Annotated in this window: 25 protein-coding genes; 10 read left to right on the forward strand and 15 right to left on the reverse strand. The window is 69.4% G+C overall.

Going from position 1 to position 24,003, the window contains the following annotated elements:
- Nucleotides 1–371 precede the first annotated feature (371 nt).
- Nucleotides 372–1,013: a DNA-3-methyladenine glycosylase gene (locus ACX28W_RS41420; RefSeq protein ID WP_459005288.1), complete on the reverse strand. Its 642-nt coding sequence runs from the start codon at nucleotides 1,011–1,013 to the stop codon at nucleotides 372–374.
- 169 nt (nucleotides 1,014–1,182) lie between these two features.
- Here ACX28W_RS41420 and ACX28W_RS41425 point away from each other — a divergent pair, with 169 nt between their 5' ends.
- The 3 genes from ACX28W_RS41425 (at nucleotide 1,183) to ACX28W_RS41435 (ending at nucleotide 3,198) form a co-directional block, all read left to right on the forward strand.
- Complete coding sequence (locus ACX28W_RS41425) at nucleotides 1,183–1,968, forward strand: sporulation protein (protein ID WP_459005289.1); 786 nt, start codon at nucleotides 1,183–1,185, stop codon at nucleotides 1,966–1,968.
- A 40-nt stretch (nucleotides 1,969–2,008) separates the two neighbouring features.
- On the forward strand, nucleotides 2,009–2,548 hold the full coding sequence (locus ACX28W_RS41430; protein ID WP_459005290.1) for a YbhB/YbcL family Raf kinase inhibitor-like protein: 540 nt from the start codon (nucleotides 2,009–2,011) through the stop codon (nucleotides 2,546–2,548).
- 143 nt (nucleotides 2,549–2,691) lie between these two features.
- Complete coding sequence (locus tag ACX28W_RS41435) at nucleotides 2,692–3,198, forward strand: HNH endonuclease (protein WP_099504693.1); 507 nt, start codon at nucleotides 2,692–2,694, stop codon at nucleotides 3,196–3,198.
- Nucleotides 3,199–3,306: 108 nt separating this feature from the next.
- Here the strand turns inward: ACX28W_RS41435 and ACX28W_RS41440 are convergent, their stop codons facing one another.
- From ACX28W_RS41440 to ACX28W_RS41450, 3 genes are all read right to left on the reverse strand, one after another.
- A complete protein-coding gene (locus ACX28W_RS41440; RefSeq protein ID WP_362086288.1) occupies nucleotides 3,307–4,242 on the reverse strand; it encodes an SPFH domain-containing protein in 936 nt (311 codons plus the stop codon).
- Between the two features lie 131 nt (nucleotides 4,243–4,373).
- Nucleotides 4,374–4,808 carry an NfeD family protein gene (locus tag ACX28W_RS41445; RefSeq protein ID WP_459005291.1) on the reverse strand — a complete coding sequence of 145 codons (435 nt, stop codon included), beginning with the start codon at nucleotides 4,806–4,808 and terminating at the stop codon, nucleotides 4,374–4,376.
- A 92-nt stretch (nucleotides 4,809–4,900) separates the two neighbouring features.
- Nucleotides 4,901–5,692: an ABC transporter ATP-binding protein gene (locus tag ACX28W_RS41450; RefSeq protein ID WP_459005292.1), complete on the reverse strand. Its 792-nt coding sequence runs from the start codon at nucleotides 5,690–5,692 to the stop codon at nucleotides 4,901–4,903.
- 121 nt (nucleotides 5,693–5,813) lie between these two features.
- On the opposite strand from ACX28W_RS41450, the gene ACX28W_RS41455 reads away from it, so the two are divergent.
- Complete coding sequence (locus ACX28W_RS41455) at nucleotides 5,814–6,602, forward strand: hypothetical protein (RefSeq protein ID WP_459005293.1); 789 nt, start codon at nucleotides 5,814–5,816, stop codon at nucleotides 6,600–6,602.
- Nucleotides 6,603–6,804: 202 nt separating this feature from the next.
- Here the strand turns inward: ACX28W_RS41455 and chpE are convergent, their stop codons facing one another.
- The 3 genes from chpE to ACX28W_RS41470 form a co-directional block, all read right to left on the reverse strand.
- Nucleotides 6,805–7,050, reverse strand: a complete 246-nt coding sequence (chpE, locus tag ACX28W_RS41460) for a chaplin ChpE (protein ID WP_362086300.1) — start codon at nucleotides 7,048–7,050, stop codon at nucleotides 6,805–6,807.
- A 164-nt stretch (nucleotides 7,051–7,214) separates the two neighbouring features.
- On the reverse strand, nucleotides 7,215–7,856 hold the full coding sequence (locus ACX28W_RS41465; protein ID WP_054232215.1) for a response regulator: 642 nt from the start codon (nucleotides 7,854–7,856) through the stop codon (nucleotides 7,215–7,217).
- The gene (locus tag ACX28W_RS41470) at nucleotides 7,849–8,994 is read right to left on the reverse strand and encodes a GAF domain-containing sensor histidine kinase (RefSeq protein WP_459005294.1); all 1,146 of its coding nucleotides are present in this window, start codon (nucleotides 8,992–8,994) and stop codon (nucleotides 7,849–7,851) included. Before ACX28W_RS41470 ends, ACX28W_RS41465 begins: the two co-directional genes overlap by 8 nt.
- Nucleotides 8,995–9,182: 188 nt before the next feature.
- Here ACX28W_RS41470 and ACX28W_RS41475 point away from each other — a divergent pair, with 188 nt between their 5' ends.
- The 3 genes from ACX28W_RS41475 (at nucleotide 9,183) to ACX28W_RS41485 (ending at nucleotide 12,070) form a co-directional block, all read left to right on the forward strand.
- Nucleotides 9,183–9,884 (forward strand): SDR family NAD(P)-dependent oxidoreductase, encoded by a 702-nt coding sequence (locus tag ACX28W_RS41475; protein WP_459005295.1) that lies wholly within the window; start codon nucleotides 9,183–9,185, stop codon nucleotides 9,882–9,884.
- 46 nt (nucleotides 9,885–9,930) lie between these two features.
- On the forward strand, nucleotides 9,931–11,016 hold the full coding sequence (locus ACX28W_RS41480) for an S-adenosylmethionine:tRNA ribosyltransferase-isomerase (protein ID WP_459005296.1): 1,086 nt from the start codon (nucleotides 9,931–9,933) through the stop codon (nucleotides 11,014–11,016).
- Nucleotides 11,017–11,311: 295 nt separating this feature from the next.
- A complete protein-coding gene (locus tag ACX28W_RS41485) occupies nucleotides 11,312–12,070 on the forward strand; it encodes a transglycosylase SLT domain-containing protein (RefSeq protein WP_459005297.1) in 759 nt (252 codons plus the stop codon).
- Between the two features lie 78 nt (nucleotides 12,071–12,148).
- On the opposite strand, the gene ACX28W_RS41490 is transcribed toward ACX28W_RS41485, so the two are convergent.
- Nucleotides 12,149–14,632: an ABC transporter ATP-binding protein/permease gene (locus ACX28W_RS41490; RefSeq protein WP_459005298.1), complete on the reverse strand. Its 2,484-nt coding sequence runs from the start codon at nucleotides 14,630–14,632 to the stop codon at nucleotides 12,149–12,151.
- 242 nt (nucleotides 14,633–14,874) lie between these two features.
- Here ACX28W_RS41490 and ACX28W_RS41495 point away from each other — a divergent pair, with 242 nt between their 5' ends.
- Nucleotides 14,875–16,668, forward strand: coding sequence for a streptophobe family protein (locus tag ACX28W_RS41495; protein WP_459005299.1), 1,794 nt, complete (start codon nucleotides 14,875–14,877; stop codon nucleotides 16,666–16,668).
- 134 nt (nucleotides 16,669–16,802) lie between these two features.
- On the forward strand, nucleotides 16,803–18,014 hold the full coding sequence (serB, locus tag ACX28W_RS41500; protein ID WP_459005300.1) for a phosphoserine phosphatase SerB: 1,212 nt from the start codon (nucleotides 16,803–16,805) through the stop codon (nucleotides 18,012–18,014).
- A 151-nt stretch (nucleotides 18,015–18,165) separates the two neighbouring features.
- Here the strand turns inward: serB and ACX28W_RS41505 are convergent, their stop codons facing one another.
- The 4 genes from ACX28W_RS41505 to ACX28W_RS41520 all read right to left on the reverse strand — a co-directional run bounded on the left by ACX28W_RS41505 (nucleotide 18,166) and on the right by ACX28W_RS41520 (nucleotide 20,781).
- Nucleotides 18,166–18,684, reverse strand: coding sequence for a SixA phosphatase family protein (locus ACX28W_RS41505; protein ID WP_459005301.1), 519 nt, complete (start codon nucleotides 18,682–18,684; stop codon nucleotides 18,166–18,168).
- Between the two features lie 146 nt (nucleotides 18,685–18,830).
- A complete protein-coding gene (locus tag ACX28W_RS41510) occupies nucleotides 18,831–19,040 on the reverse strand; it encodes a hypothetical protein (RefSeq protein ID WP_459005302.1) in 210 nt (69 codons plus the stop codon).
- A gap of 170 nt (nucleotides 19,041–19,210) precedes the next feature.
- A complete protein-coding gene (locus tag ACX28W_RS41515; protein ID WP_362086333.1) occupies nucleotides 19,211–19,327 on the reverse strand; it encodes an SGM_5486 family transporter-associated protein in 117 nt (38 codons plus the stop codon).
- Nucleotides 19,328–19,413: 86 nt separating this feature from the next.
- Nucleotides 19,414–20,781 (reverse strand): CynX/NimT family MFS transporter, encoded by a 1,368-nt coding sequence (locus ACX28W_RS41520; RefSeq protein WP_459005303.1) that lies wholly within the window; start codon nucleotides 20,779–20,781, stop codon nucleotides 19,414–19,416.
- 125 nt (nucleotides 20,782–20,906) lie between these two features.
- Here ACX28W_RS41520 and ACX28W_RS41525 point away from each other — a divergent pair, with 125 nt between their 5' ends.
- Nucleotides 20,907–21,602 (forward strand): FadR/GntR family transcriptional regulator, encoded by a 696-nt coding sequence (locus ACX28W_RS41525; RefSeq protein ID WP_459005304.1) that lies wholly within the window; start codon nucleotides 20,907–20,909, stop codon nucleotides 21,600–21,602.
- Here the strand turns inward: ACX28W_RS41525 and ACX28W_RS41530 are convergent.
- The 3 genes from ACX28W_RS41530 to fabG all read right to left on the reverse strand — a co-directional run bounded on the left by ACX28W_RS41530 (nucleotide 21,577) and on the right by fabG (nucleotide 23,585).
- Entirely contained in the window at nucleotides 21,577–21,930 is a 354-nt protein-coding gene (locus ACX28W_RS41530) for a hypothetical protein (RefSeq protein ID WP_459005305.1), read from the reverse strand. The two genes, ACX28W_RS41525 and ACX28W_RS41530, sit on opposite strands and share 26 nt — an antisense overlap.
- A gap of 162 nt (nucleotides 21,931–22,092) precedes the next feature.
- Nucleotides 22,093–22,860 (reverse strand): enoyl-ACP reductase FabI, encoded by a 768-nt coding sequence (fabI, locus tag ACX28W_RS41535; RefSeq protein WP_459005306.1) that lies wholly within the window; start codon nucleotides 22,858–22,860, stop codon nucleotides 22,093–22,095.
- A gap of 5 nt (nucleotides 22,861–22,865) precedes the next feature.
- A complete protein-coding gene (gene fabG, locus ACX28W_RS41540; protein ID WP_459005307.1) occupies nucleotides 22,866–23,585 on the reverse strand; it encodes a 3-oxoacyl-[acyl-carrier-protein] reductase in 720 nt (239 codons plus the stop codon).
- Between the last annotated feature and the right edge of the window lie 418 nt (nucleotides 23,586–24,003).

Consider the following 24,003-nt stretch of genomic DNA (forward strand, 5'->3'; position numbering starts at 1 on the left):
TTCTCAAGGAACGGACGCTTCCTTTGTACTCACCCGAGAGACTCTCTCAGGCTTTCCTCCGGGCGCTTCCCTTCGGTCTTGCGTTTCCGACTCTATCAGACTCTTTCGTGTCCGATTCCCTGTCGGCGGGATTCGCCTTCCGGCTTTGAGTGCTTTCGTCTCTCGGCCTTTTGACATTCACTACGCTAGCCGATTCCCTCCGCAACTCATAATCGAGTTTTCGCGAGTTCGAATTCAGACATGCAGGCATGCAGAATTCGCCCCCGCCGAGGGGAAGTTGTAGGTAGTGGGTTGGCCACTCTCGGCTGCTGGCTGAACGCCGTAACCGGTTCAAGCGGCTCGGGCTACATTACGGACCCCCCAAGGACGCGTCAAGTTGAGCGACGGCGGGGCGTATAGGCCCGATAAGGGCTCACCGTGGGGTCGTTGGCGATCCAGAAGCGCCACGGGTGGACACCCCCGTCGCCGGCCACGCCGGTGCGGGGACCGCTGCGTACCTGGTCGGAGTGGACAGGGGTGCCCGTCAGGAGAGTCAGCGGGGCGCCGCCGGGGGCACACGCGTCGGTGCCGTCGAGCGCTCGGTCCACCCCCAACGCCGTCGCCAGGCGGGCAGGCCCTTTGGCCAGTTCCTTGTCATTTCGGGCCGAGAGTCGACGTTTGCGGGCGAGTTCCGCGCCCTCGGTGATCTCGCCGGCCCGCAGCAGCACCGCGCTTGCACTCCCCTCCGGACCGCACACCAGGTTCATGCAGTGCCACATGCCGTAGGTGAAGTAGACGTACACATGCCCGGGCGGACCGAACATCACATCGTTGCGGGCTGTGCGGCCGCGATAGGCGTGGGAGCCGGGGTCGTTCGGGCCGTCGTACGCCTCGACCTCCGTGAGGCGGAGCTCGATCGGACCGTCCGGTGTGGTGCGGACGAGGATGCACCCCAGGAGGTCGGGGGCGACGTCCAGTACAGGGCGGTCGAAGAACTCCCGGGTGAGGGGCGTACGGTCAGGGGCCGCGATCATGGCGTACGAGCGTAGCCCAGTAGTACTGGACCACGGGCTGTGCCGACGGGGTGGTCAGGGGGCGTCTTCCTTGGAAGGGTGGGGGCGCGGAACCGGCCGCGGTCGAATCGCGTTTGTAAGGATCAAGGATCCCGACAGAGCACAGGCGTATGCCTGGGGAGGAAGTGACATGGGGTTCAAGCGGCTGCTTGCGAGCCTGGGTGCCGGTGGGGCTTCGGTCGAGACGGTGCTGACCGAGGTCAACGTCGTTCCGGGCGGTGTCGTGCAGGGTGAGGTGCGGATCCAGGGCGGTTCCGTCGATCAGGCCATCGAGGGGCTGTCGGTCGGGCTCCAGGCCAGGGTCGAGGTCGAAGGGCAGGACGACCAGGAGCACAAGCAGGACATCGAGTTCACCAAGCTGCGGCTCGGCGGGGCCTTCGAACTGCAGGCCGGTGCCGTGCACGCGGTTCCGTTCGGGCTCGACATTCCGTGGGAGACCCCGATCACCACGATCGACGGTCAGCCTCTGCGCGGGATGAACATCGGTGTGACCACGGAGCTGGAGATCGCGCGCGCCGTGGACTCCGGTGACCTGGACCCGATCAATGTGCACCCGCTGCCGGCGCAGCAGGCGATCCTGGATGCCTTCATCCAGCTGGGCTTCCGCTTCAAGCACGCGGACATGGAGCGCGGTCACATCCGGGGCACCCGGCAGAAGCTGCCGTTCTACCAGGAGATCGAGTTCTTCCCGCCGTCGCAGTACCGCGGTCTGAACCAGGTGGAGCTGAGCTTCGTCGCGGACGAGCGCGAGATGGACGTCATCCTGGAGATGGACAAGAAGCCGGGCCTCTTCAGTGAGGGCAGCGACTCGTTCCGCTCCTTCAAGGTGGGGCTGCACGACTACCAGGGCACGGACTGGACCGCGTACCTGAACCAGTGGCTGTCGGAGGTCGGCAGCAAGCGCAGCTGGTTCTAGGCTCGGGATCGAGAGATTCCGCCGTTCAGGAGGTACTGACGTGACCGAGCTCAAGCGGCCGCCGCTCCCCCATGACTTCCATCCGCCCGTGCCTGCGTTCACGATCACCAGTGAGGACGTCGAGCCGGGCGCGGTGCTGAAGGACGCTCAGGTCTACGCAGCCGGGAACACCTCGCCGCAGCTGAGCTGGGAGGGCTTCCCGCCGGAGACCAAGAGCTTCGCCCTGACCTGCTTCGATCCGGACGCTCCGACGGGGAGTGGGTTCTGGCACTGGGTGGTGTTCGACATTCCGGTCTCGGTCACCGAGCTGCCGACCGGCGCGGGCACCGGCAAATTCGAGGGGCTGCCCGAGGGGGCGGTCCACGTGCGCAATGACTACGGGTCCAAGGACTTCGGTGGTGCCGCGCCGCCGGCCGGGGATCCGGCGCATCGCTATGTCTTCACGGTGTATGCCGTGGATCAGGAGAAGCTCGGTCCCGACGCAGATGTGTCGCCCGCCGTCATGGGCTTCAATCTGCGGTTCCACACGTTGGCGCGCGCCCAGCTGATCGGTGAGTACGCGGCTCCCGCGCAAGACTGACGTTCACTGAACGTTTGCCCGCCTCTGGTCTTGGAAGTGATCAGGGGCGGGCATTTTTTATTGCGTTGTCCATCTCGGCGTGCCCGGCCAGAGTTGATCCAAGCCCGCCAGGGGTGGGCCGGTGCAAACGGGAGGTGGGCAGGATGCGGGACACGCTGGTTCTGAACGCAAGCTTTGAGCCGCTGTCGACGGTGACGTTGAACCGAGCCGTCGTTCTGGTGCTCCAGGACAAGGCCGTCGTCGAGCAGGCCCACCCCGAACTCCGTATGCGCGGTGCCGCGCTCGACATACCCGTGCCCCGGGTGATCCGGCTGTGCAGGTATGTACGAGTGCCTTTCCGAAGACAAGCACCATGGTCGCGGCGCGGTGTGCTGGTACGCGACCGGCACAGGTGCGCGTACTGCGGAAGGCGTGCGACGACCGTCGACCACGTGGTGCCGCGTGCGCAGGGCGGTCAGGACTCCTGGTTGAACACGGTCGCGTCCTGCGCGGAGGACAACCACCGCAAGGCGGACCGTACTCCGGAGCAGGCGGGCATGCCGTTGCTGCGGCAGCCGTTCGAGCCTACGCCCGCGGACGCGATGCTGTTGGCGCTGGGCCGGGACGACTTCGATGCGCTGCCGGAGTGGCTGGCGCAGCCCGCCGCGTAGGCGCTCCGCTGCGACAGCCGGAAAACTGCCGGTAGTTCGTTCGCTGCGGGTCATCTGTGGCTGAGCACGCAGTTCCCCGCGCCCCTCAGCGGGGCGCGGGGGCTGTCGTCAGTCGGTGACGGAGGGCTTCTCGCGGCGTTCTGCGCCGCCGTTGCCCGAACCGCCGCCCATCGGACCGAAGTTGCCCATGGCGCCGCTCAGGCCCTTGAGGGCGTCGCCGATCTCGCTGGGCACGATCCAGAGCTTGTTGGCGTCGCCCTCGGCGATCTTCGGGAGCATCTGGAGGTACTGGTAGGCGAGGAGCTTCTGGTCCGCGTCCCCGGCGTGGATGGACTCGAAGACCGTACGGATGGCCTGGGCCTCGCCCTCGGCGCGCAGGGCGGCGGCCTTGGCCTCACCCTCGGCGCGCAGGATCGCGGACTGCTTCTCACCCTCGGCGGTGAGGATCTGCGACTGGCGGATACCTTCGGCGGTGAGGATCGCGGCGCGCTTGTCACGGTCGGCGCGCATCTGCTTCTCCATCGAGTCCTGGATGGAGGTGGGCGGCTCGATGGCCTTGAGCTCGACGCGGTTGACGCGGATGCCCCACTTGCCGGTGGCCTCGTCGAGGACGCCGCGCAGGGCCGCGTTGATCTCCTCGCGGGAGGTCAGGGTTCGCTCCAGGTCCATGCCACCGATGATGTTGCGCAGCGTGGTGACGGTGAGCTGCTCGATGGCCTGGATGTAGCTGGCGACTTCGTACGTGGCGGCGCGCGCGTCGGTCACCTGGTAGTAGATGACCGTGTCGATGTTGACCACCAGGTTGTCCTGGGTGATCACCGGCTGCGGCGGGAACGGGACGACCTGTTCACGCAGGTCGATGCGGTTGCGGATCGAGTCGATGAACGGGACCACGATGTTGAGGCCCGCGTTCAGTGTCCGCGTGTAGCGGCCGAAGCGCTCGACGATCGCGGCGCTGGCCTGTGGGATGACTTGGATGGTCTTGATCAGGGCGATGAAGACCAACACCACCAGAATGATCAGGACGATGATGATCGGTTCCATCGTTGCTCCCCGTACCCTTCTCCGCCTCGGTATTTCCTGAAGATCTTATGGTTGTTGAAGATCTTGCTGGACGAGTGTGACAGACAGTTGTCTGTGCTGTGGGGCGTTCGGTTCACTTGCGTCGTGCGAGGTCACATGACGATCGCCGTGGCTCCGTCGATGTCCACGACGTCCACCTCTTGACCCACCTCGTAGGCCTGTCCGGAATCGAGGGAGCGCGCCGACCAGATCTCTCCGGCGAGCTTGATACGACCGCCGCCCGAGCCGTCGACCCGCTCCAGCACCACCGCTTGCTTGCCCTTCAACGCCTCTATGCCTGTGGCGAGTTGGGGCTGCTGGGCGCGGTGCCGGGCCGCGATGGGGCGTACGACGGCGAGGAGTGCCACCGACACGGCGGCGAAGACGACGACTTGGAGTACGACACCGCCTCCGAGGGCCGCTGTGACGGAGCCTGCGACGCCGCCCACCGCGAGCATCCCGAACTCCGGCATCGCGGTCACGACGAGCGGGATGCCGAGCCCGGCCGCGGCGATAAGCCACCACACCCATGCGTTGATGTCGTCCACATGGTCATGGTAGGACCGCGGGTCCTGCCGCGGACAGGGCGCCGATCGATTGGAACACGCTTCTTACCGGGGGCTTCCCCAGGTTTGCGCGATCAGGACATGGGCAGGCCCTGCGCGGTCCAGCGCTCGCCGACCTGTTCGACGACGAGCGGGAGGCCGAAGCAGAGGGAGAGGTTGCGTGAGGTGAGTTCGAGCTCCAGCGGGCCCGCGGCGAGCACCTTGCCCTGACGGATCATCAGGACATGGGTGAAGCCGGGGGCGATCTCCTCGACGTGGTGCGTGACCATGATCATGGAGGGGGCGATCGGGTCGCGGGCGAGGCGGCCGAGGCGGCGTACGAGGTCCTCGCGGCCGCCGAGGTCGAGGCCGGCGGCGGGCTCGTCGAGCAGGAGCAGCTCGGGGTCGGTCATCAGGGCGCGGGCGATCAGGGTGCGCTTGCGCTCACCCTCGGAGAGCGTGCCGAACTTGCGGTCCAGGTAGTCGCTCATGCCGAGGCGGTCGAGGAAGGCGCGGGCGCGCTGCTCGTCGATGTCCTCGTAGTCCTCGTGCCAGCCGGCGGTCATGCCGTAGGCGGCGGTGAGCACGGTCTGCAGGACGGTCTGGCGCTTGGGCAGCTTCTCGGCCATGGCGATACCGGCCACGCCGATGCGCGGGCGCAGCTCGAAGACGTCGACCTTGCCGAGAGTCTCGCCGAGGATGGTGGCGGTGCCCTGGCTGGGGAAGAGGTAGCTGGAGGCGAGGTTCAGGAGGGTCGTTTTTCCGGCACCGTTCGGACCGAGGATGACCCAGCGCTCCCCCTCCTTGACCGACCAGGAGACCTGGTCCACCAGAGCCCGGCCCTCGCGGACCACGGATACGTCCTCCAGCTCCAGTACATCGCTCATGAGCGCGTTGTCTCCCATTGCAGTCTCGGCCGTCGCTTACGTCTGTGGACGCAGCCCCCAGGGAAAACCTACGCCACCGGTCGGTCGCTCCCATCCATCGGTCGGTCCTTAGGGTGGAGGCATGCTCTCGGAACCACGCTCAGGACGGTTGGCCGCATGGGGAAATGCCCTATTGGTCGGACTTGTATCCCCGGATGACGCCGTGCTCACCATTGTCGGTGAGGACGCTGTGCACCGGGTCGAAGGGCTGCCGGGCGAGTCGGGGCCCGTCGGGCTCACGCTCGCCCTCGGACGGCTGCGCGCGCTCGGGGTGACCGGACTGCGGGTCGCGCTGCCCGCGCCGGGGCATCCGCTCGGGCTGAGCGGGCCGCCGGACTTCAACGCGCGGGCCCTCGAGGCCGAGGAGGCGGTCGTCTGTCACGGCGCCGCGCTGGGGCTCGTGCCGGAGGTGTACGAGGCCGGGCCCGAGGGTGATGTCCATGTCGAGGTGGTGTGGCACTGCCTCGCCGTGCGGGAGGCTCCGCCCGCCGATGTGCCGTCGCTCGGTGAGGCCGAGCGGGAGCTGGCGGAGGCGCTCCGCGAAGCGACGGAGGTGTTGTCGCGGCTCGACGTCGCGGGGTCGGGGCCGGTAGCTGAGGCGGCGGTCGATGCGTATCGGGCACGGGCCGAGCGCGGGCGCGAGGTGCTGGCTCCCGGATATCCGCCGCGTGCGGTACGGGTGTTGGAGCTCGCCCAGCGGGTGGGGCTGCTGATCTCCGTCGCGTACGAGAACGGACATGGCGGGGCGGTGAGTGCCTCGGAGATGTCCGCGCGGGCGCTGGCGCTGCGGCCGGTGGAGCGGACGGCGCGGCGGGCTCAGGTGGCCGCGTACAACGCGTTCGTGGAGGAGCGGGAGCGGGGGGCTCACTGAACCCGGGGGTTCACTGCCCCCTCGGCGACGGAAAGGGCCCCGCGGACGGTTTCCGTTCGCGGGGCCCTTTCCGACAGGGACGTCAGTCGTTCACGCCCGTGTTGCCGAACGCCGGGTTCAGGCCGCCGACCAGCCGAAAAAACCTGACCGGCCCCCCAGGAGCGCCTGGGAGGCCGGTGGTCATGACGATTCGGGACGGACCTCAGTGGTTGAGGCCCAGGTTGCCGAAGGCCGGGTTCAGTACGCCGATCACGTTCACGCTGTTGCCTACCGCGTTCACGGGGATGTGGATCGGGGCCTGGACGACGTTGCCCGAGACGACGCCCGGGGAGCCCACGGCCTTGCCGTCCGCCCACGAGCCGTCCGTCGCGGAGGCCATACCGGCACCGGCGGCAACCAGGCCACCGGCCACCATCGCGACAGCCGTGGCCTTCTTCAGGTTCTTCACTTCTAAGTCCCCTCCTGACGATCGCTGCGGCAAGGTCGCCGCAGCACGCACTGGAGAACGGCCGGAGTCCGCGGAGGATGCGCCAACCGAGTGACATACACCCGACGGTATGAATCTCATCCCGGAGCGGAACCCTCCGAATTGCCGCCCGTCTGCGGGGGCGATCAGCCTGCGGCCCCATGCCGTACGGCCCAGAGCGCGGCCTGTGTCCGGTCGGCGAGGTCGAGCTTCATCAGGATGTTCGAGACATGCGTCTTGACGGTCTTCTCCGAGAGGACGAGCGCGCGTGCGATTTCGCGGTTGGAGCGACCGTCGGCGATCAGGCCGAGCACCTCGCGCTCCCGTTCGGTGAGCGAACCACCTCTCCCCTGACCCGAGTTGGCCTCCTCCTGGGACAGCAGAACACCCGCGACCTCAGGCTGCAGCAGGATGTGCCCGGCGTGCACGGAGCGGATGGCTCCGGCCAGGGCGTCGGGGTCCACGTCCTTGTACACATACCCGGCGGCGCCCGCGCGCAGGGCCGGGACGACCGTGCGCTGCTCGGTGAAGCTGGTGACGATCAGCACGCGCGCGGGGTTGGCGAGTTCGCGGAGTTTGCGCAGCGCGTCGATACCGTCCATGCCCGGCATCTTGACGTCCATGAGGACGACGTCGGGCTTCAACTCCTCGGCGCGGGCGACCCCCTCGGCGCCGTCGGACGCCTCTCCCACGACCTCGATGTCGTCCTGCACTTCGAGGAAGGTGCGCAGGCCCCGGCGGACCACTTGGTGGTCGTCGACCAGCAGCACCTTGATTGCGTCAGCCACCAGGGACCTCCATCTCGATCGTGGTGCCCTTTGCGGGCGCCGATTCCACGGCCAGCGTGCCGCCGACGCCGCTCGCCCGGTCACGCATCGACACCAGGCCGAGGTGGCGTCCCGCGGTGCGAATCGCGGCGGGATCGAAGCCGCTGCCGTCGTCGGTGACACGCAGGACGGCGCCAGGACCGCGCTTCTCCAGGGTGACGTCGACCCGGCCGGCTGCGGAGTGCCGCAGCGCGTTGTGCAGGGCCTCCTGGGCGACGCGCAGCATGGCCTCCTCCTGGGCGGCGGGCAGCGCCCGCACCCCGCGGCTGGTGAAGGTCACGCGTGCGGAGTGGGCGCGGTCGAGGACCTGGATCTGGGTGCGCAGGGTGGCCACCAGGCCGTCCTCGTCGAGGGCGGCGGGGCGCAACTCGATGACGGCGGCGCGCAGTTCGTCGGTGGCCTCCGCGGCGAGCGCGGCCACCTGTTGCAGTTCGCCCTTGGCGCGCCCGGGGTCGCGGTCGACGAGGGCGGCGGCGGCCTGCGCGGTCAGGCGCAGGGAGAACAGCTTCTGGCTGACGGCGTCGTGGAGTTCATGGGCGAGCCGGGAGCGCTCCTCGGCGATGGTGAGTTCGCGGCTGCGTTCGTAGAGCCGGGCGTTCGTCAGGGCGATCGCCGCGTGCTGGGCGAGGATCGTCAGGAGCTCCTGGTCGTCCTCGGTGAAGCCACAACTGCCGTCCGGCTTCGGGCAGTTCTTATTGGCCAGGAAGAGCGCTCCGATGACCTCGTCACCGTCGCGGATCGGCAGGCCCAGGAAGTCGGACATGTCGGGGTGGGCGGCGGGCCAGCCCTCGAAGCGGGGGTCCTTGCGCACGTCGGCGAGTCGCTCGGGGCGGGCCTCGTGCAGCATCGCGGCGAGGATGCCGTGCTGGCGCGGGAGTGGGCCGATGGCCTTCCACTGGGCGTCGCTGACGCCGTCGACCACGAACTGGGCGAAGCCTCCGTGGTCGTCGGGGACGCCGAGCGCCGCGTACTGCGCGTCGAGCAGCTCGCGCGCCGAGGCGACGATCGTCTTGAGGACGTCGCGCACCTCGAGGTGCCTGCTCATGGCCAGCAGCGCGGAGCTCACCGCGTACAGACCGGACCGGGGGCCTTGGCTCATGCCCCCAAAGTACCGGCGGGGGGTGACAGTGCGTATCCGACCTGTGGTGGCCGCCGCCTAGGCCGGTGGGCCTAGGCCGAAGGACCCCAGGTCATTGGGGCCCGCGGACGAGGCGGCGAGGGCGGCCCGATTCCTAGGTTGAGGGCACCCGCCGAGATCGGCGGTGCAGGGACGAGGGGACGGACGTCATGCCGGTAGCGATCATCACGGGGGCTTCGAAGGGGCTGGGGCGGGCGCTCGGTGCGGCCCTCGCGGAACGCGGCTGGGATCTGGTGCTCGACGCCAGAACCGCGGGGGTGCTGGAGGAGACGGCGGTGGCGCTGTCGGCGTACGGGACACGGGTGGAGGCGCTGCCGGGGGACGTCACGGACGCCGGGCACCGCGCCGAGCTGGTGGCGGCGGCTCGCGGGCTCGGCGGCGTCGATCTGCTGGTGAACAACGCGAGCGCGCTGGGCGCCGAGCCGCTGGTCCGGCTGGACGGCCTTCCCTTGGACGGGCTGCGGCGGGCCATGGAGGTCAATGTGGTCGCGGCGCTGGGCCTGGTGCAGGAGGCACTGCCACTGCTGCGGGCCTCGGCGGCGGGCACGGTCGTCGCGATCAGCTCGGACGCGGCCGCCGAGGCGTACGAGACCTGGGGCGGTTACGGGGCGTCGAAGGCCGCCCTCGACCACCTGTCCGCCGTGCTCGGCGAGGAGGAGCCCGGGCTGAGGGTCTGGGCCGTCGACCCCGGGGACATGGGCACGGACCTGTACGCGGCGGCCGTACCGGACGACGACGATCCGCGACCGACGCCGGCCAGTGTGGTTCCGGCCTTCCTGCGCCTGCTGGACGAGCGTCCGGCGAGTGGCCGCTACGCGGCGCCCGGCCTCCTGCCGGAGGTGGCCCGGTGAGGGGAACAAGCGGTCGCTGCGGTGCTCCGGTCCTGTGGGAGGTGCGATGACGACCGCCGTGCCAGTTCCCGAGGAGTTGTCCGCGCGGGTGCCGGCCGAGCAGCGCGGGACCGGGCGGGACCGGGACTCCGTACGGCTGCTCGTGTCACGCGGCATTGAGGTGTCGCATCACGCGTTCGTGGAGCTGCCGCGGCAGCTGCGGGCCGGGGATCTGCTCGTCGTCAACACCTCCGCCACGCTGGCCGCCGCCGTCGACGGGCGGATCGGGCACGCGCGCGTGGTGGTGCATTTCTCCACGCGGGGCGATGACGGGCGGTGGGCCGTCGAGCTGCGGGATCCCGACGGAAGGGGCACCACGCGCGCGCGTGCGGGCGGGCCCGCGGGGACGGAGGTGCGCCTTGCCGGGGACGTATGTCTCCTACTGGAGGATCCGCTGACGCCACGGAGCCCGCGGCTGTGGTGGGGGCGGGTGTCGGATCCGGACGTGCCGGGGTTGCTGCGGAGGCACGGCCGCCCCATTCGTTACTCCTATACAGAGAGGGACCAGCCGCTGTCCGTCTATCAGACGGTGTTCGCGCTGCCGTCCGCCGACGGCGACGGCAGTGCGGAGATGCCCAGCGCGGCGCGGCCCTTCACCGCGCGTCTGGTGGCGGAGCTGGTCAGCCGGGGCGTGCAGTTCGCGCCGATCAGGCTGCACACCGGTGTCGCGTCGGCCGAGGCCCACGAGCCCCCGTATCCGGAGCGGTACGAGGTGCCGGAGGCTTCGGCCCGGCTGATCAACGCGGCGCGGGCGGGGGACGGCCGCATCATCGCGGTCGGTACGACGGCCGTACGCGCCGTCGAGTCGGCCGTGGGCTCCGACGGGGTGGTCCGGGGCAGCAAGGGCTGGACGGACCTCGTGGTGGCCCCGGAGCGGGGCGTACGCGTGGTCGACGGGCTGCTGACCGGGCTGCACGAGCCGGAGGCCTCGCATCTGCTGATGCTGGAGGCGCTCTCGGGACGGGCAGCGATCGAGCACAGCTACGGCGAGGCATTGAGGGGGCTCTACCTGTGGCACGAGTTCGGGGACGTGCACCTGATCCTCCCGGAGGAGAACTCTCACGCTGAGCATTGCTCCAGCAACTGCCGGTGAGTCCGACGCCAGGACGGTGTGAGCCCGCACATAGGACGCACATCACGTACGAAGGTGCATAGGAGATAAAGGGTACCTAGTGAGCGGGGCAGACGTGACAGTCTGCCCCGATTTGCCCTTCCTGGGTCCACTACCCAGCTTCGTATGTCACGTCATTGCCAGGGAATTTTGCGACCGCTAAGAATTGCCTCCGTCGCTCAGCGCCGCGGGTTCCGCCCCCGGCGTTTGTTCCGGAAACACTCTGTCCCCGCCGGACCGAGAGCGACCTCCGCGCTATTCGAAGAGGTCCTCAGCCATGCCCAAGAACACCCGCACTCCTGGACATAGTCCCAAGCTGACCAAGGTCCACAAGCTGTCGATCGCCGGTGTCGCCACCCTCGGTGCCGCCGCCCTCGCCCTCTCCTTGGCGCCGGGCAACCCGGGGACCACCACCACGGCCGACGCCGCCTCCTCGGCTTCGGTCGCCTTCGGCCAGCAGCCGATCAAGGACGTGAAGGCCCGCATCACCGACCAGCTGGCCGCCACCAGCGTGAAGACCGAGGCAGTCGCGGCGCAGAAGAAGGCCGCCGCGGAAGCCGCGAAGAAGGCCGCCGAGGCCTCCGAGGCCGCCAAGGTGAAGGCTGCCGCCGAAGCCGCCGCCCAGCAGAAGGCGGCGGACGCGCGCACGAAGGTGCAGGCCGCGAGCCGCTCCACGCAGCGCGTCTCGATCCAGAACGTCGCCATGAAGACGTACGCCAACAACCTCGACGGCTGGATCCGCCAGTCGCTCAGCATCATGGCGAAGCACGGCATCCCGGGCACCTACAACGGCCTGTACCGCAACATCATCCGGGAGTCGTCGGGCAACCCGAACGCCATCAACGGCTGGGACATCAACGCCCAGAAGGGCACCCCGTCGATCGGTCTGCTGCAGATCATCAAGCCGACCTTCGACGCCTACCACGTCCCGGGCACGGCCTGGAGCCAGTACAACCCGATCGCCAACATCACGGCCGCCGCCAACTACGCGGCCGACCGGTACGGCTCGATCGACAACGTCAACAGCGCGTACTGAGGCCGGGCGCGGACCTCTGACACGTACGCCGAAGGGCGGCACCCCGGCGGGTGCCGCCCTTCGGTCATGCCTCCGTGATTACTTGCGCATGACCTCGGGCTCGTGGCGGCGCAGGAAGCGGGCCACGAGGAAGCCGCAGATCACGGCGAGCGCGATGAGGGCGGCCATGTCGAGGCTCCAGGCGCCGATCGTGTTCTCCCACAACGGGTCCGTATCACCCGGTTTGTCCTGGTTCGGCCTCAGCAGGTTGAAGTCCAGCGTGGCGCCCGCGGCGGCGACCGCCCAGCGCGAGGGCATCAGGTACGAGAACTCGTTGACGCCCACGACGCCGTCCAGGGTGACCAGACAGCCGGTGAAGACGACCTGGATGATCGCGAACATGACCAGCAGCGGCATGGTCTTCTCGGCCGTCTTGACCAGCGCGGAGACCACCAGGCCGAACATCATCGAGGTGAAGCCGAGCGCCATGATCGGCAGCGTGAGCTCAACCCTCGTGTACGCCCCGAGGAACAGACCCTCGGACGGGACGTCACGCGTGCTGAAGCCGATCGCGCCGATCAGCGCGCCCTGCAGCATGGTGATCGCGCCGAGGACGATCACCTTGGACATCAGGTACGCCGAGCGGGACAGGCCCGTCGCGCGTTCCCGCTCGTAGATCACCCGCTCCTTGATCAGCTCGCGTACGGAGTTGGCGGCACCGGCGAAACAGGCACCGACCGCGATGATCAGCAGGACTGTCTGGGCGGTGGGATTTCCGTTCTTGCCGCTGGGCAACAGGTTGTCGCCGAAGTCGATGAGCACACTCACCGAACCGAGCACTGCCGGAAGGACCACCATCAGCCCGACGAAGCCCTTGTCGGACGCGATCACCGACGTATAGCGGCGGACCAGCGTGCCCAGCTGCGACATCCATCCCTGCGGCTTCGGCGGCTTCATCGCCTGCTGCGGTGACACGTTCACCGACTGCGGGGCGACCGCGTCGATGTCCGCGGCGTACATCTGGTAGTGCTGCGAGCCCTTCCAGCGGCCCGCCCAGTCGTAGTCGCGGTAGTTCTCGAAGGCGGAGAAGACGTCGGCCCAGGTGTCGTAGCCGAAGAAGTTCAGCGCCTCCTCCGGCGGACCGAAGTAGGCGACGGAACCGCCGGGCGCCATCACCAGGAGTTTGTCGCAGATGGCCAGCTCGGCGACCGAGTGCGTGACGACGAGGACCGTACGGCCGTCGTCGGCGAGGCCGCGCAGCAGCTGCATGACGTCGCGGTCCATGCCCGGGTCGAGGCCGGAGGTCGGCTCGTCCAGGAAGATCAGCGACGGCTTGGTGAGCAGCTCCAGGGCCACCGAGACGCGCTTGCGCTGGCCACCGGAGAGGGAGGTGACCTTCTTCTCCTTGTGGATGTCCAGCTTCAGCTCGCGCAGCACCTCGTCGATGCGGGCGTCGCGCTCCTGCGTCGTGGTGTCCGCGGGGAAGCGCAGCTTGGCCGCGTACTTGAGGGCCTTCTTGACGGTCAGTTCCTTGTGCAGGATGTCGTCCTGCGGGACCAGACCTATGCGCTGGCGCAGCTCGGCGAACTGCTTGTACAGGTTCCGGTTGTCGTAGAGGACGTCACCCTGGTTGGCGGGGCGGTAGCCCGTGAGCGCCTTCAGGAGTGTCGACTTGCCGGAGCCGGAGGGGCCGATCACCGCGATGAGCGACTTCTCGGGCACGCCGAAGGAGACGTCCCTCAGGATCTGCTTGCCGCCGTCGACCGTGACGGTCAGATGACGGGCCGAGAAGGAGATCTCACCGGTGTCGACGAACTCCTCGAGGCGGTCGCCGACCAGGCGGAACGTCGAGTGGCCGACGCCGACGATGTCGTTCGGGCCGAGCAGCGCCGAGCCACCCTTGGCGATCGGCATACCGTTGACGTACGTGCCGTTGTGCGAGCCGAGGTCGTGGATCTCGTAGCGGCCGTCGGGCGTCGCGTGGAACTCGGCGTGGCGGCGCGAGACTTGGAGGTCGGAGACGACCAGCTCGTTCTCCAGCGCACGGCCGATGTGCATCACCCGGCCGAGGGCCAGCTGGTGGAAGGTCGTAGGGCTGCGGTCGCCGTAGACCGGTGGCGCCCCCGCGCCACCACCGGGTCCCTGTTGCGGCGGGATGTGCGCGGCCTGCTGCGGCTGCTGGTGGCTCTGCTCCGGTGCCTGCTGCTGCGGCGCCTGCTGGGCCCAGCCGGGGCTCGCGCCCTGTGCGGCGTACGGCTGTTGCTGGGGCTGCGCCTGCGGTGTGGCGACGGCGGCACCGGACAGGTTCAGGCGTGGGCCGTCGGTCGCGTTGCCGAGGTGCACGGCGGAGCCGGGGCCGATCTCCATCTGGTGGATCCGCTGCCCCTGCACAAAGGTGCCGTTGGTGCTGCCGTGGTCCTCGATGGCCCAACTGCGGCCGCTCCAACTGATCGTGGCGTGGCGCCAGGACACCCTGGCGTCGTCGAGCACGATGTCCCCCTGCGGATCGCGTCCGAGGGTGTATGACCTGGACGCATCGAGCGTCCAGGTTCGTCCGTTCAATTCCAGTACGAGTTCCGGCACTCCATGCCCCACTGAGTTGTCCCCCGAGTTGTCCCCATCGCAGGGAGTCTAGGGATGTCGAACATCGGGGGGAACTATTTCAGGAGCAGCCCTCTGACTGAAAGTCGGGCGCTGTGAAGACCGTGTACGGGCGGGTTGTCCGTTTCCGTTGACGCGGTTGAAACCGGACCGGAGAGTGGTAATCCGATGCGAGGGGGACATCCGCGGTGGCGACGCCGCGGCGCGGATCGGGGGGTCTGACGATGAGTATCGGCACCGCGGGACATGGCAGGGGCGTGCCGTGGGGGGATGTGCTGTTGTCCGCGATCGCCTCTGTGAGCTGGGCGTTGATCGGGATGGCGGGCACGGCGGCGCTCGGCCTGCATCTGCTCGGCGCGGACGCGGCGGGCTCACTGGGGCCGATGACCGCGGCGGTTGTGGCGCTTGGGGCAGGTGGTTCGGTCAAGCCGTCCGGCGATGTGTCGGCCTTCGGCCTGAAAGGGGCAGAGGCGCATACGGCCATAGAGATCACGCCACTGGGTGTGGGGCTGGTGGGCGCGCTTCTGCTTTCCCTGTTCTTCCTACGTTCCTTGCGTGCGGCGGGAGTTGTGATTGCGCCGTTCGAACTCCTCGCGCGTGCGGGCGCGGTGGTCGTCCTGTTCGTGGCGACGCTGGGCGGGCTCGCCTGGGCGGGCCACGACATCATCACCATCGACGGGAGCGAGCTCGGACTCGACGAGGTCACGGGCGGCGGCGGGCTCGGTGACATCACCGACCAGCTCCCCGGCGGGCTCGGGGACCTCGGCGGACTGCTGCCCGACAAGATCGGCGATCTCGTGAACGCGCAGGCGGCCGTGGGATTCACCGTCGACACGGTGCCCACGCTGCTCGGCGGCGCGGCCTGGGTGGCCGGCATCCTGGTGATCTCGCTGCTCGCCTCGCGGCGCACTCCCCTGCCGCGCGGCTGGGAGGTCGTGCACCGGGTGGTGCGGCCTGCCGCCTCCGCGCTGGTCACGGTGTTGCTGGTGGCGGTCGCGGCGGGGCTCGCGGCGGCGGCGTACGCGGCGATCGGTGACGACCATCCCCGGCGGATCGCGGGCGCGGCGCTGCTCGGCGCGCCCAACGGGGTGTGGCTCGGCATCCCGATCGGCCTCTTCGTCCCCTGGGACGGCCAGGCCACCGGCGAACTCGCCAAGCTGCTGCCCGACCCCCTCGACGATCTGCTGAGCGTCAGCTCCGACCAGCCCGTCACACTGGGCCGCCTCGCCGAACTGGACGGGCGCGTGTGGCTGTTGGGGGTCGCGACCGCGGTCATGATGCTGTTCGCGGGCGTCCTGGCCGCCTCGCGTACGCCTTTTGTACGGGAGCGGGATGCCGCCCCCGGGGGGAAGCCGGGTGCTGCGAACGTACGAGGGCAGGGTGCCCTCGGTTTCGCGGGGCGCTGCGCTCTTCGGCTCGGGGTCGTGACGGCCCTGGCACTGCCGCTGCTGGCATGGCTGACGGATGTGTCCGTGGACGCCTCGCTGTCGGTGTTCGGCATCGACGCGTTCGGCGCGGGCGTCGAACTGCACGGGCACCTGGGCATGGCGCTGCTGCTCGGCGCCGCGTGGGGAGCGGGTGCGGGGGCCGTGGGGGCGCTGCTGGCCTACGCGAGCGGGGCCGCGGGACGACGGGCGGCGCCGCTGGCACTGGGTGACGCCGGCACTCCGGTTGTCCAGCCCCATCCGGACCTCCCCCGGCAGCCGGGGCCGTATGCCCCGGGCGCGCCGTACCGGCCGGCGAACCCCGACACCAATCCGTATCTGCGGCTGCCCGACGAGCTGCGCAAGCCCGAGGAGCCGCGGAAGCCCCGCCCCGCGGACGGCCTGCGGTCCGAGCCGACGCGGCCGCCCGGCGACGTGTACGGAGCGCCGACGGTCGTCCGGCCGCTGGCGCCGCCACCTGGGCCGCAGAAGCGGCGGCCACGGGGGCGGAACGTGCCCCCGCCGCCGCAGCCGCCGCCCGGCGAGCCCGGCGAGGGACCGCCCGCGCCGCCGAGCCCCCGACGGCGGGACTGATCGTCGCCCCCGGGCAACACGCTTGGTCGCCCCTGGGCAACACACTCGACATCACGCCGACACGCAGTGTTCCCCGTCCGCAGGGCGGACCTCAGGAGCGGCGGGCAAGGGGTGCCGGATACGGTGGGACCACCATGAGCGCTTCGCAGACCTCCGAGGTCCCCACTCTCCTCGTCAAGATCTTCGGCAAGGACCGGCCGGGTATCACGGCCGGACTCTTCGACACCCTTGCCGCCTACTCCGTCGACGTGGTCGACATCGAGCAGGTCGTCACCCGTGGCCGGATGGTGCTGTGCGCGCTCGTCAGCGAGCCGCCCGGCGGGCTCGAGGGTGATCTGCGGGCCACCGTCCACAGCTGGGCGGAGTCGATGAAGATGCAGGCGGAGATCATCTCCGGCCTCGGTGACAACCGGCCACGTGGCCTCGGGCGTTCGCTGGTCACCGTGCTCGGGCATCCGCTCACCGCGGAGTCGACGGCCGCGATCGCCGCGCGGATCACGAAGACCGGCGGCAACATCGACCGTATCTTCCGGCTCGCCAAGTACCCGGTGACGGCCGTCGAATTCGCCGTGTCCGGTACGGAGACGGAGACGCTGCGGACCGCGCTGGTGACGGAGGCGGCGGCGCTCGGCGTCGATGTCGCGGTCGTCGCGGCGGGGCTGCACCGGCGGGCCCAGCGCCTGGTCGTCATGGACGTGGACTCGACGCTCATCCAGGACGAGGTGATCGAGCTCTTCGCCGCGCACGCCGGGTGCGAGGAGGAGGTCGCCGAGGTGACGGCGGCCGCGATGCGCGGGGAGCTGGACTTCGAGCAGTCGCTGCACGCGCGTGTGGCGCTGCTCAAGGGGCTCGACGCCTCGGTGGTGAACAAGGTGCGCGAGGAGGTGCGGCTGACGCCGGGCGCGCGCACGCTGATCCGCACGCTGAAGCGGCTCGGCTTCCAAGTCGGTGTCGTCTCGGGCGGGTTCACCCAGGTCACGGACGATCTCAAGGAGCGGCTCGGGCTCGACTTCGCGCAGGCCAACACGCTGGAGATCGTCGACGGGAAGCTGACCGGCAAGGTCATAGGGGAGATCGTGGACCGCGCGGGCAAGGCGCGGCTGCTGCGTCGGTTCGCCGCGGAGGCGGGAGTGCCGCTCGCCCAGACCGTGGCGATCGGCGACGGTGCCAATGACCTCGACATGCTCAACGCGGCCGGTCTCGGGGTCGCGTTCAACGCCAAGCCGGTCGTGCGCGAGGCCGCGCACACCGCGGTGAACTTCCCCTTCCTGGACACCGTTCTGTATCTGCTGGGGGTCACCCGCGAAGAGGTCGAGGCGGCGGACATGCACCTGGACGACCACTGAACGTACGCAGGTACGTGGGTGACCGCTGAACTCGCGCAGGTACGTGGGCAACCGCTGAACTCGCGTTTTTGACGTCCGGCGAGCCGACGCTCGTCACGACAGGGGCCCGGCACCGTGGTGGTGCCGGGCCCCCGCCTCTTCTCGGGTCGGGTTACTCGGTCGGCGCCCAGTAGTCGAGCAGCGTGCCCACTCCGGGCTCCAGGGATTTCCAGGAGCCGTCGAAGGACAGCACCGCGAAGGCGGCGGTGTGGAAGCCGTGGGCGGCCATCCGGGCGCGGGTGTCGCTCTCGGCCTGTCCGGCCAGGATGTCGGCGAGACCCTGGATGCCGGGATTGTGGCCGATCAGGACCACGTTCTGCGCGTCGTCCGGGGTTTCGTTGAGCACGGCGATCAGCTCGCCGGGCGAGGCCTCGTAGAGCCGCTCCTCGTAGACCGTTTTCGGCCGGTGCGGGAGCTCGTGCACGGCGAGCTTCCAGGTTTCGCGGGTCCGGGTCGCGGTGGAGCAGAGGGCCAGATCGAAGGGGATGCCGGTGTCGGCCAACTTGCGTCCGGCGACGGCGGCGTCCATGCGGCCCCGGTCGGCGAGCGGCCGCTCGTGGTCGGACATCTGTGGCCAGTCGGCTTTCGCATGCCGGAAGAGAACAATCCTGCGGGGTTCTGCGACGCTCATGAGTCCCAGCTTCGCATGAAACACGCCACGCGGCGCAGAGAGTTGACCGGCTCCCTCACCACGGGTTATCGGCCTTGCGGGACGATGGGCGACGGGTGCGGCACGGTGGGCGACCGGCGCGGCACGGTGGCGTCGAGCGCTCAGGGTTACTGGTGCAGCACCGTCCGCTGGATGCGCTCGAAAAGGTCGGTGATCGCGGGGTCGCCGCCCGCGGCGTGCGCGTCCGCCGGGTTCAGTATCAGGAGCAGGAGGGTGATGAAGGCGAGCGTCGGCAGAGCGAGGGCCCACCAAGGCAGCCGGATCTCGACGCGGCCCGGGGTCGCGCCGTGGGGCCGGGTGTGCGTACGGGCCGACATGCCGCCTCCGTGGGGCTTCGAGTGGTCCGTGGTCCGCGTCCTCGCGGCCACATCTCGAAGTTACGGAGTTTCGCGCCCTCAACCCATCAGGTGGTCCACCCACTTGACCCTGACACTCACCCCCTAGGGGATGGGGGGTTAGCCCCACCATCCGGCAGCGGTGAGCACGGTCACGGCGAGGCGATCGACGCGATGACGGCGATGATCACGGTGATGGCCAGCATCGCTCCGAGCACGAGCAACATCTTCTTCTGGCCGTTCTGGGGGTTCGGGTCGAGCACAGGCATGCGGCCAGTGTCGCACCCGTCGTTCGCGCCTCCACGGGTGGGGGTCGGCCCATTCAGGGGTGACCTTCAGGGGTGGGACCGCACCCTCAGGGGGCCTCACGGCTGAGGTGGCGCGTGGCCTCGTCCTCCACCGTGCGGTCGCGGCCCGCCAGGATGCCCGCCGCCATCTGCGGGATCATCAGCCCGGCCATGAGCGCGATCGGCAGGCCCCAGCCGCCGCTGTGCTGGTAGAGCACGCCCACGAGCAGGGGGCCCGGGATCGAGAGCAGATAGCCGGCGCTCTGCGCGAAGGCCGAGAGCTTGACGACGCCCGCGCCGGTCCTGGCCCGCATGCCGACCAGAGTGAGGGCCAGCGGGAAGGCGCAGTTGGAGACGCCGAGCAGGAGGGCCCAGGCCCATGCGCCGCCCGCCGGGGCGAAGTAGAGGCCCGCGTATCCGGCGAGTCCGCAGACGCCGAGTGCGACCACGATCGGCCCCTGGTGGGACAGGCGCGTGGCGACACGCGGAATGACGAAGGCCAGCGGCACGCCCATCGCCATCGTGACGGCGAGGAGCAGTCCCGCCGTACCCGCGGAGACACCCGCGTCACGGAAGATCTGCGCCATCCAGCCCATCGTGATGTAAGCGGCGGTGGCCTGGAGCCCGAAGAAGACGGCGAGGGCCCAGGCGGTTCGGCTCCGGGTGATCCGCAGTCCGTCGGGCTCCCGCCTCGCAGGCTCACCGGCCCCGGAACCGGTGTCCCGGCCAAGGGCACCATTCCCGGAATCGGCACCCCGCGCGCGTACAAGGGGAATCCACGGCAGTACGGCCGCCGCCGCGAGCCCCGCCCACACCGCGAGCCCCGACTGCCAACTACCGCCCAGGGTGTCGGTCACGGGCACGGTCACCGCTGCCGCGGCCGAGGTGCCCAGCGCGAGCGCCATCGAGTAGAGGCCGGTCATGGAGCCGACCCGGTCCGGGAACCAGCGCTTGACGATCACCGGCATCAGGACGTTGCTGACGGCGATGCCCATGAGCGCGAGTGCGCTGGCGGCAAGGAAGCCGACCGTGCTCCCGGCGTACGGCCGGATCGCGAGGCCCGCCGCGATGGCGACCATGCCCGCGCAGACGACCGCGCCGGGCCCGAAGCGGCGGGCCAGGCGCGGCGCCATGACGCCGAAGGCGGCGAAGCACAGCGGCGGCACGGAGGTGAGCAGCCCGGCGACGCTGCCACTCATGCCGAGCCCGTCGCGCACCTCCTCGAGGAGGGCACCGAGGCTGGTGATCGCGGGTCGCAGGTTCAGGGCGGTGAGGACGATGCCGATGGTCACCAGACGCGTCATCCACGCGCGCGTGGCGTGCGTTTCACTCTCGAGGTCCGAGGGGTCCGAGCAGTCCGAGGGGTCCGACGGGTCCGTATCCGACCAGCCGCGTATCCGTGTGGACGTCATCGTCCGGGTCTCCTCGCTCACCATGACGCCCATCATAGAATCATGGGATGATTGGCTGTCCAACCCCCTTGCGTTAATCTCCGGATTCTCGGTCCCCGCGCGAAGGACCCGCGCGGAGGATCACCACCGGGCCCATACGAAGGACCGTCATGCCGCTGAGCCACCCCCGCCGTTCGGCGCTGTCCGAGCAGGTCATCGCCGAGCTGCGGAACCAGATCACCTCGGGCGAGTGGCCGGTCGGCTCCCGGATTCCCACCGAGCCTGAGCTGGTCGAACAACTGGGGGTTGCCCGCAACACGGTTCGCGAGGCCGTCCGCGCACTCGCCCACAACGGTCTGCTCGACATCCGCCAGGGCTCGGGCACCTACGTCGTGGCGACCAGCGAACTGGCGGGCGTGATGCACCGTCGGTTCGCCGACGCCGATCCTCGGCACATCGCCGAGCTGCGCTCCACGTTGGAGTCGAGCGCCGCGAAGCTGGCCGCCGAGCGGCGCACCGAGCGCGATCTGAAGCAGCTCGACACCCTGCTCGTACGCCGTGAGGAGGCCTGGGAGTCGGGCGACGCCGAGGCCTTCGTGACCGCCGACGCCACCTTCCATCTGGCGGTGGTGGCCGCGTCCCACAACGACGTCATGACGGCGATGTACGCGGACCTGGGCGAGGTGCTGCGCGACTGGCTGCGCGAGGACGTCGGCGGGACGCTGACGCCGGAGACGTACATGGACCACGCGCGGCTCGTCGACGCGATCCGCGCGGGCGACGCGGAGGCGGCCGCCACGGAGGCCGCGGGCTATCCGTTCCTGTGCCGCCCGGGGAGGCTCAACTCTCCAGCTTCTGGTGACTGACCCACACCGACCTGATCTCCTGCCAGCAGCGGCCGGTCAGCCGCACCGTCATCGCGGGCCCCGCCTCGACCGGGACGCTGTCGCTGTCGAGGTCCCACCAGCGGTCGCACTCGATGTGCAGGCGCACGCGATCCGGGTTCACGTAGGGGTTGTGGCAGTACGCGACGGCATGGGAGCCGGTGACGGTGGTGCGGCACTCGGCGCCGAACGGGTCCGGCACAGCTGGTTTTCCCCCCTCCACGCGCGCGTGAGGCATGGCGTCGTACGGCAGAACCATCATGAGGACCACTGCGGCGAACACCGGGGCAAAACGGCGGGACAGGAGCACAAGGGGGACCTCCTCGGCCGTACGGCTGCGGGGCGGTGCGTACTCCCAGCGTGCGCGGTACGACGCGGGGTGCGCCCGACCGGATGGGCCGAACGGGCGACGCCCCGCTCCCCGCCTGCTGCGGGAACCGGGGCGTAGGCCTCGTACGGCAATGACAAGAGATCAGGCACCGATGGCGTGCAGACCACCGTCGACGTGGATGATCTCGCCGGTGGTCTTCGGGAACCAGTCGCTCAGCAGAGCGACGACTCCGCGGCCGGCCGGCTCCGGGTCCTTGAGGTCCCACTCCAGGGGCGAGCGGCTGTCCCACACGGCGGCCAGGTCGCTGAAGCCCGGGATGGACTTGGCGGCCATCGAGCCGATGGGGCCCGCGGAGACGAGGTTGCAGCGGATGTTCTGCTTGCCCAGGTCGCGCGCCATGTAGCGGCTGGTGGCCTCCAGGGCGGCCTTGGCCGGGCCCATCCAGTCGTACTGCGGCCAGGCGTACTGGGCGTCGAAGGTGAGGCCGACGACCGAGCCGCCGTTCTGCATCAGCGGCAGGCAGGCCATGGTCAGCGACTTCAGGGAGTACGCCGAGACGTGCATGGCCGTGGCGACCGACTCGAACGGCGTGTTGAGGAAGTTGCCGCCGAGCGCGTCCTGCGGCGCGAAGCCGATGGAGTGGACGACGCCGTCGAGGCCGCCGAGCTCCTCACCGACGATGTCGGCAAGGCGGGCGAGGTGCTCGTCGTTGGTGACGTCGAGCTCGATGACCTTGGTGGGCTTGGGAAGCTTCTTGGCGATGCGCTCGGTCAGCGTGGGCCGCGGGAACGCGGTCAGGATGATCTCGGCGCCCTGCTCCTGGGCCAGCCTGGCGGTGTGGAAGGCGATGGAGGACTCCATCAGCACACCGGTGATCAGGACGCGCTTGCCCTCGAGAATTCCACTCATGGTGATCAGTGACCCATTCCCAGTCCGCCGTCAACGGGGATGACGGCTCCAGTGATGTACGAGGCGTCGTCCGAGGCGAGGAACCGCACCGCCGCGGCGATCTCCTCGGGCTGCGCGTACCGGCCGAGCGGCACCTGCTTCACGATGCCCTCGCGCTGCTCGTCGGTGAGCACCTTGGTCATGTCGGTGTCGACGAAGCCGGGCGCCACGACATTGAAGGTGATGTTGCGCGAGCCCAGCTCACGGGCGAGGGAGCGCGCGAAGCCGACGAGGCCGGCCTTGGAGGCGGCGTAGTTCGCCTGGCCGGGGCCGCCATACAGACCGACGACCGAGGAGATGAGGACGACACGGCCCTTCTTGGCGCGCAGCATGCCGCGGTTGGCGCGCTTGACGACGCGGAAGGTGCCCGTGAGGTTGGTGTCGATGACCGAGGTGAAGTCCTCCTCGGACATGCGCATCAGAAGCTGGTCCTTGGTGACGCCTGCGTTGGCGACAAGGATCTCGACGGGGCCGTGCTCGGCCTCGATCTCCTTGTAGGCCTGCTCCACCTGCTCGGTGTCGGTGATGTCGCACTTGACGGCGAGGCAGCCCAGTGCGGTGAGGGCGGCCGGCGGCTCACCCGAGCGGTATGTGATCGCGACTTTGTCGCCGGCATCGGCGAACGCGCGGGCGATGGCGAGGCCGATGCCCCGGTTGCCTCCGGTGACGAGAACCGAGCGGCTCAACGGATCACCCTTTCGATAGCAGTCTGAAACCCCTGCAAGACAGGCGCCTACCCCGAAAACCTATCGGTCCGCTCCGCCGCGCGAAGAATCGGGCACCGACAGTGGCTCACCGTGGCTCCTGTCAGATCCCTACAGTCGGGGCGGCCCGGTCAGCGGTCGGTCCGGCCTCGCGGGCGGCCTCGCGCATCCGCTTGTCCTATGTGATGAGGGGTCGAAACAGGTGAGGAAGGAGTCGAGCGCCGCTCCGAAGTCGGAGTGGCGGGCCAACCGGTACACCTTTTCGGTCGGCGGCGCAGCCGCTAGTAGCGGGCGGGGGCCCGGTGGACATGGTTCCCCGGCTTACTGATCGTTTCAGAATGAGGTTCGGAGTCGTCTCAAGCAGATGATGCTGCAGGCGAGTTGGAGTAGGCCGAGGTGG

The organism is Streptomyces sp. SD15, from assembly GCF_054462255.1.

Bases quoted from the DNA above. Each gene is read 5' to 3' on its own strand.
- ACX28W_RS41450 (WP_459005292.1), bottom strand. From the start codon at position 5,692: ATGAGCGATGTACTGGAGCTGGAGGACGTATCCGTGGTCCGCGAGGGC.
- ACX28W_RS41425 (WP_459005289.1), top strand. From the start codon at position 1,183: ATGGGGTTCAAGCGGCTGCTTGCGAGCCTGGGTGCCGGTGGGGCTTCG.
- ACX28W_RS41470 (WP_459005294.1), bottom strand. From the start codon at position 8,994: ATGAGCCAAGGCCCCCGGTCCGGTCTGTACGCGGTGAGCTCCGCGCTG.
- ACX28W_RS41495 (WP_459005299.1), top strand. From the start codon at position 14,875: ATGAGTATCGGCACCGCGGGACATGGCAGGGGCGTGCCGTGGGGGGAT.
- ACX28W_RS41520 (WP_459005303.1), bottom strand. From the start codon at position 20,781: ATGGTGAGCGAGGAGACCCGGACGATGACGTCCACACGGATACGCGGC.
- ACX28W_RS41455 (WP_459005293.1), top strand. From the start codon at position 5,814: ATGCTCTCGGAACCACGCTCAGGACGGTTGGCCGCATGGGGAAATGCC.
- ACX28W_RS41510 (WP_459005302.1), bottom strand. From the start codon at position 19,040: ATGTCGGCCCGTACGCACACCCGGCCCCACGGCGCGACCCCGGGCCGC.
- ACX28W_RS41505 (WP_459005301.1), bottom strand. From the start codon at position 18,684: ATGAGCGTCGCAGAACCCCGCAGGATTGTTCTCTTCCGGCATGCGAAA.
- ACX28W_RS41480 (WP_459005296.1), top strand. From the start codon at position 9,931: ATGACGACCGCCGTGCCAGTTCCCGAGGAGTTGTCCGCGCGGGTGCCG.
- serB (WP_459005300.1), top strand. From the start codon at position 16,803: ATGAGCGCTTCGCAGACCTCCGAGGTCCCCACTCTCCTCGTCAAGATC.
- ACX28W_RS41515 (WP_362086333.1), bottom strand. From the start codon at position 19,327: ATGCCTGTGCTCGACCCGAACCCCCAGAACGGCCAGAAGAAGATGTTG.
- ACX28W_RS41420 (WP_459005288.1), bottom strand. From the start codon at position 1,013: ATGATCGCGGCCCCTGACCGTACGCCCCTCACCCGGGAGTTCTTCGAC.
- ACX28W_RS41435 (WP_099504693.1), top strand. From the start codon at position 2,692: ATGCGGGACACGCTGGTTCTGAACGCAAGCTTTGAGCCGCTGTCGACG.
- ACX28W_RS41475 (WP_459005295.1), top strand. From the start codon at position 9,183: ATGCCGGTAGCGATCATCACGGGGGCTTCGAAGGGGCTGGGGCGGGCG.
- fabI (WP_459005306.1), bottom strand. From the start codon at position 22,860: ATGAGTGGAATTCTCGAGGGCAAGCGCGTCCTGATCACCGGTGTGCTG.
- ACX28W_RS41440 (WP_362086288.1), bottom strand. From the start codon at position 4,242: ATGGAACCGATCATCATCGTCCTGATCATTCTGGTGGTGTTGGTCTTC.
- ACX28W_RS41525 (WP_459005304.1), top strand. From the start codon at position 20,907: ATGCCGCTGAGCCACCCCCGCCGTTCGGCGCTGTCCGAGCAGGTCATC.
- ACX28W_RS41485 (WP_459005297.1), top strand. From the start codon at position 11,312: ATGCCCAAGAACACCCGCACTCCTGGACATAGTCCCAAGCTGACCAAG.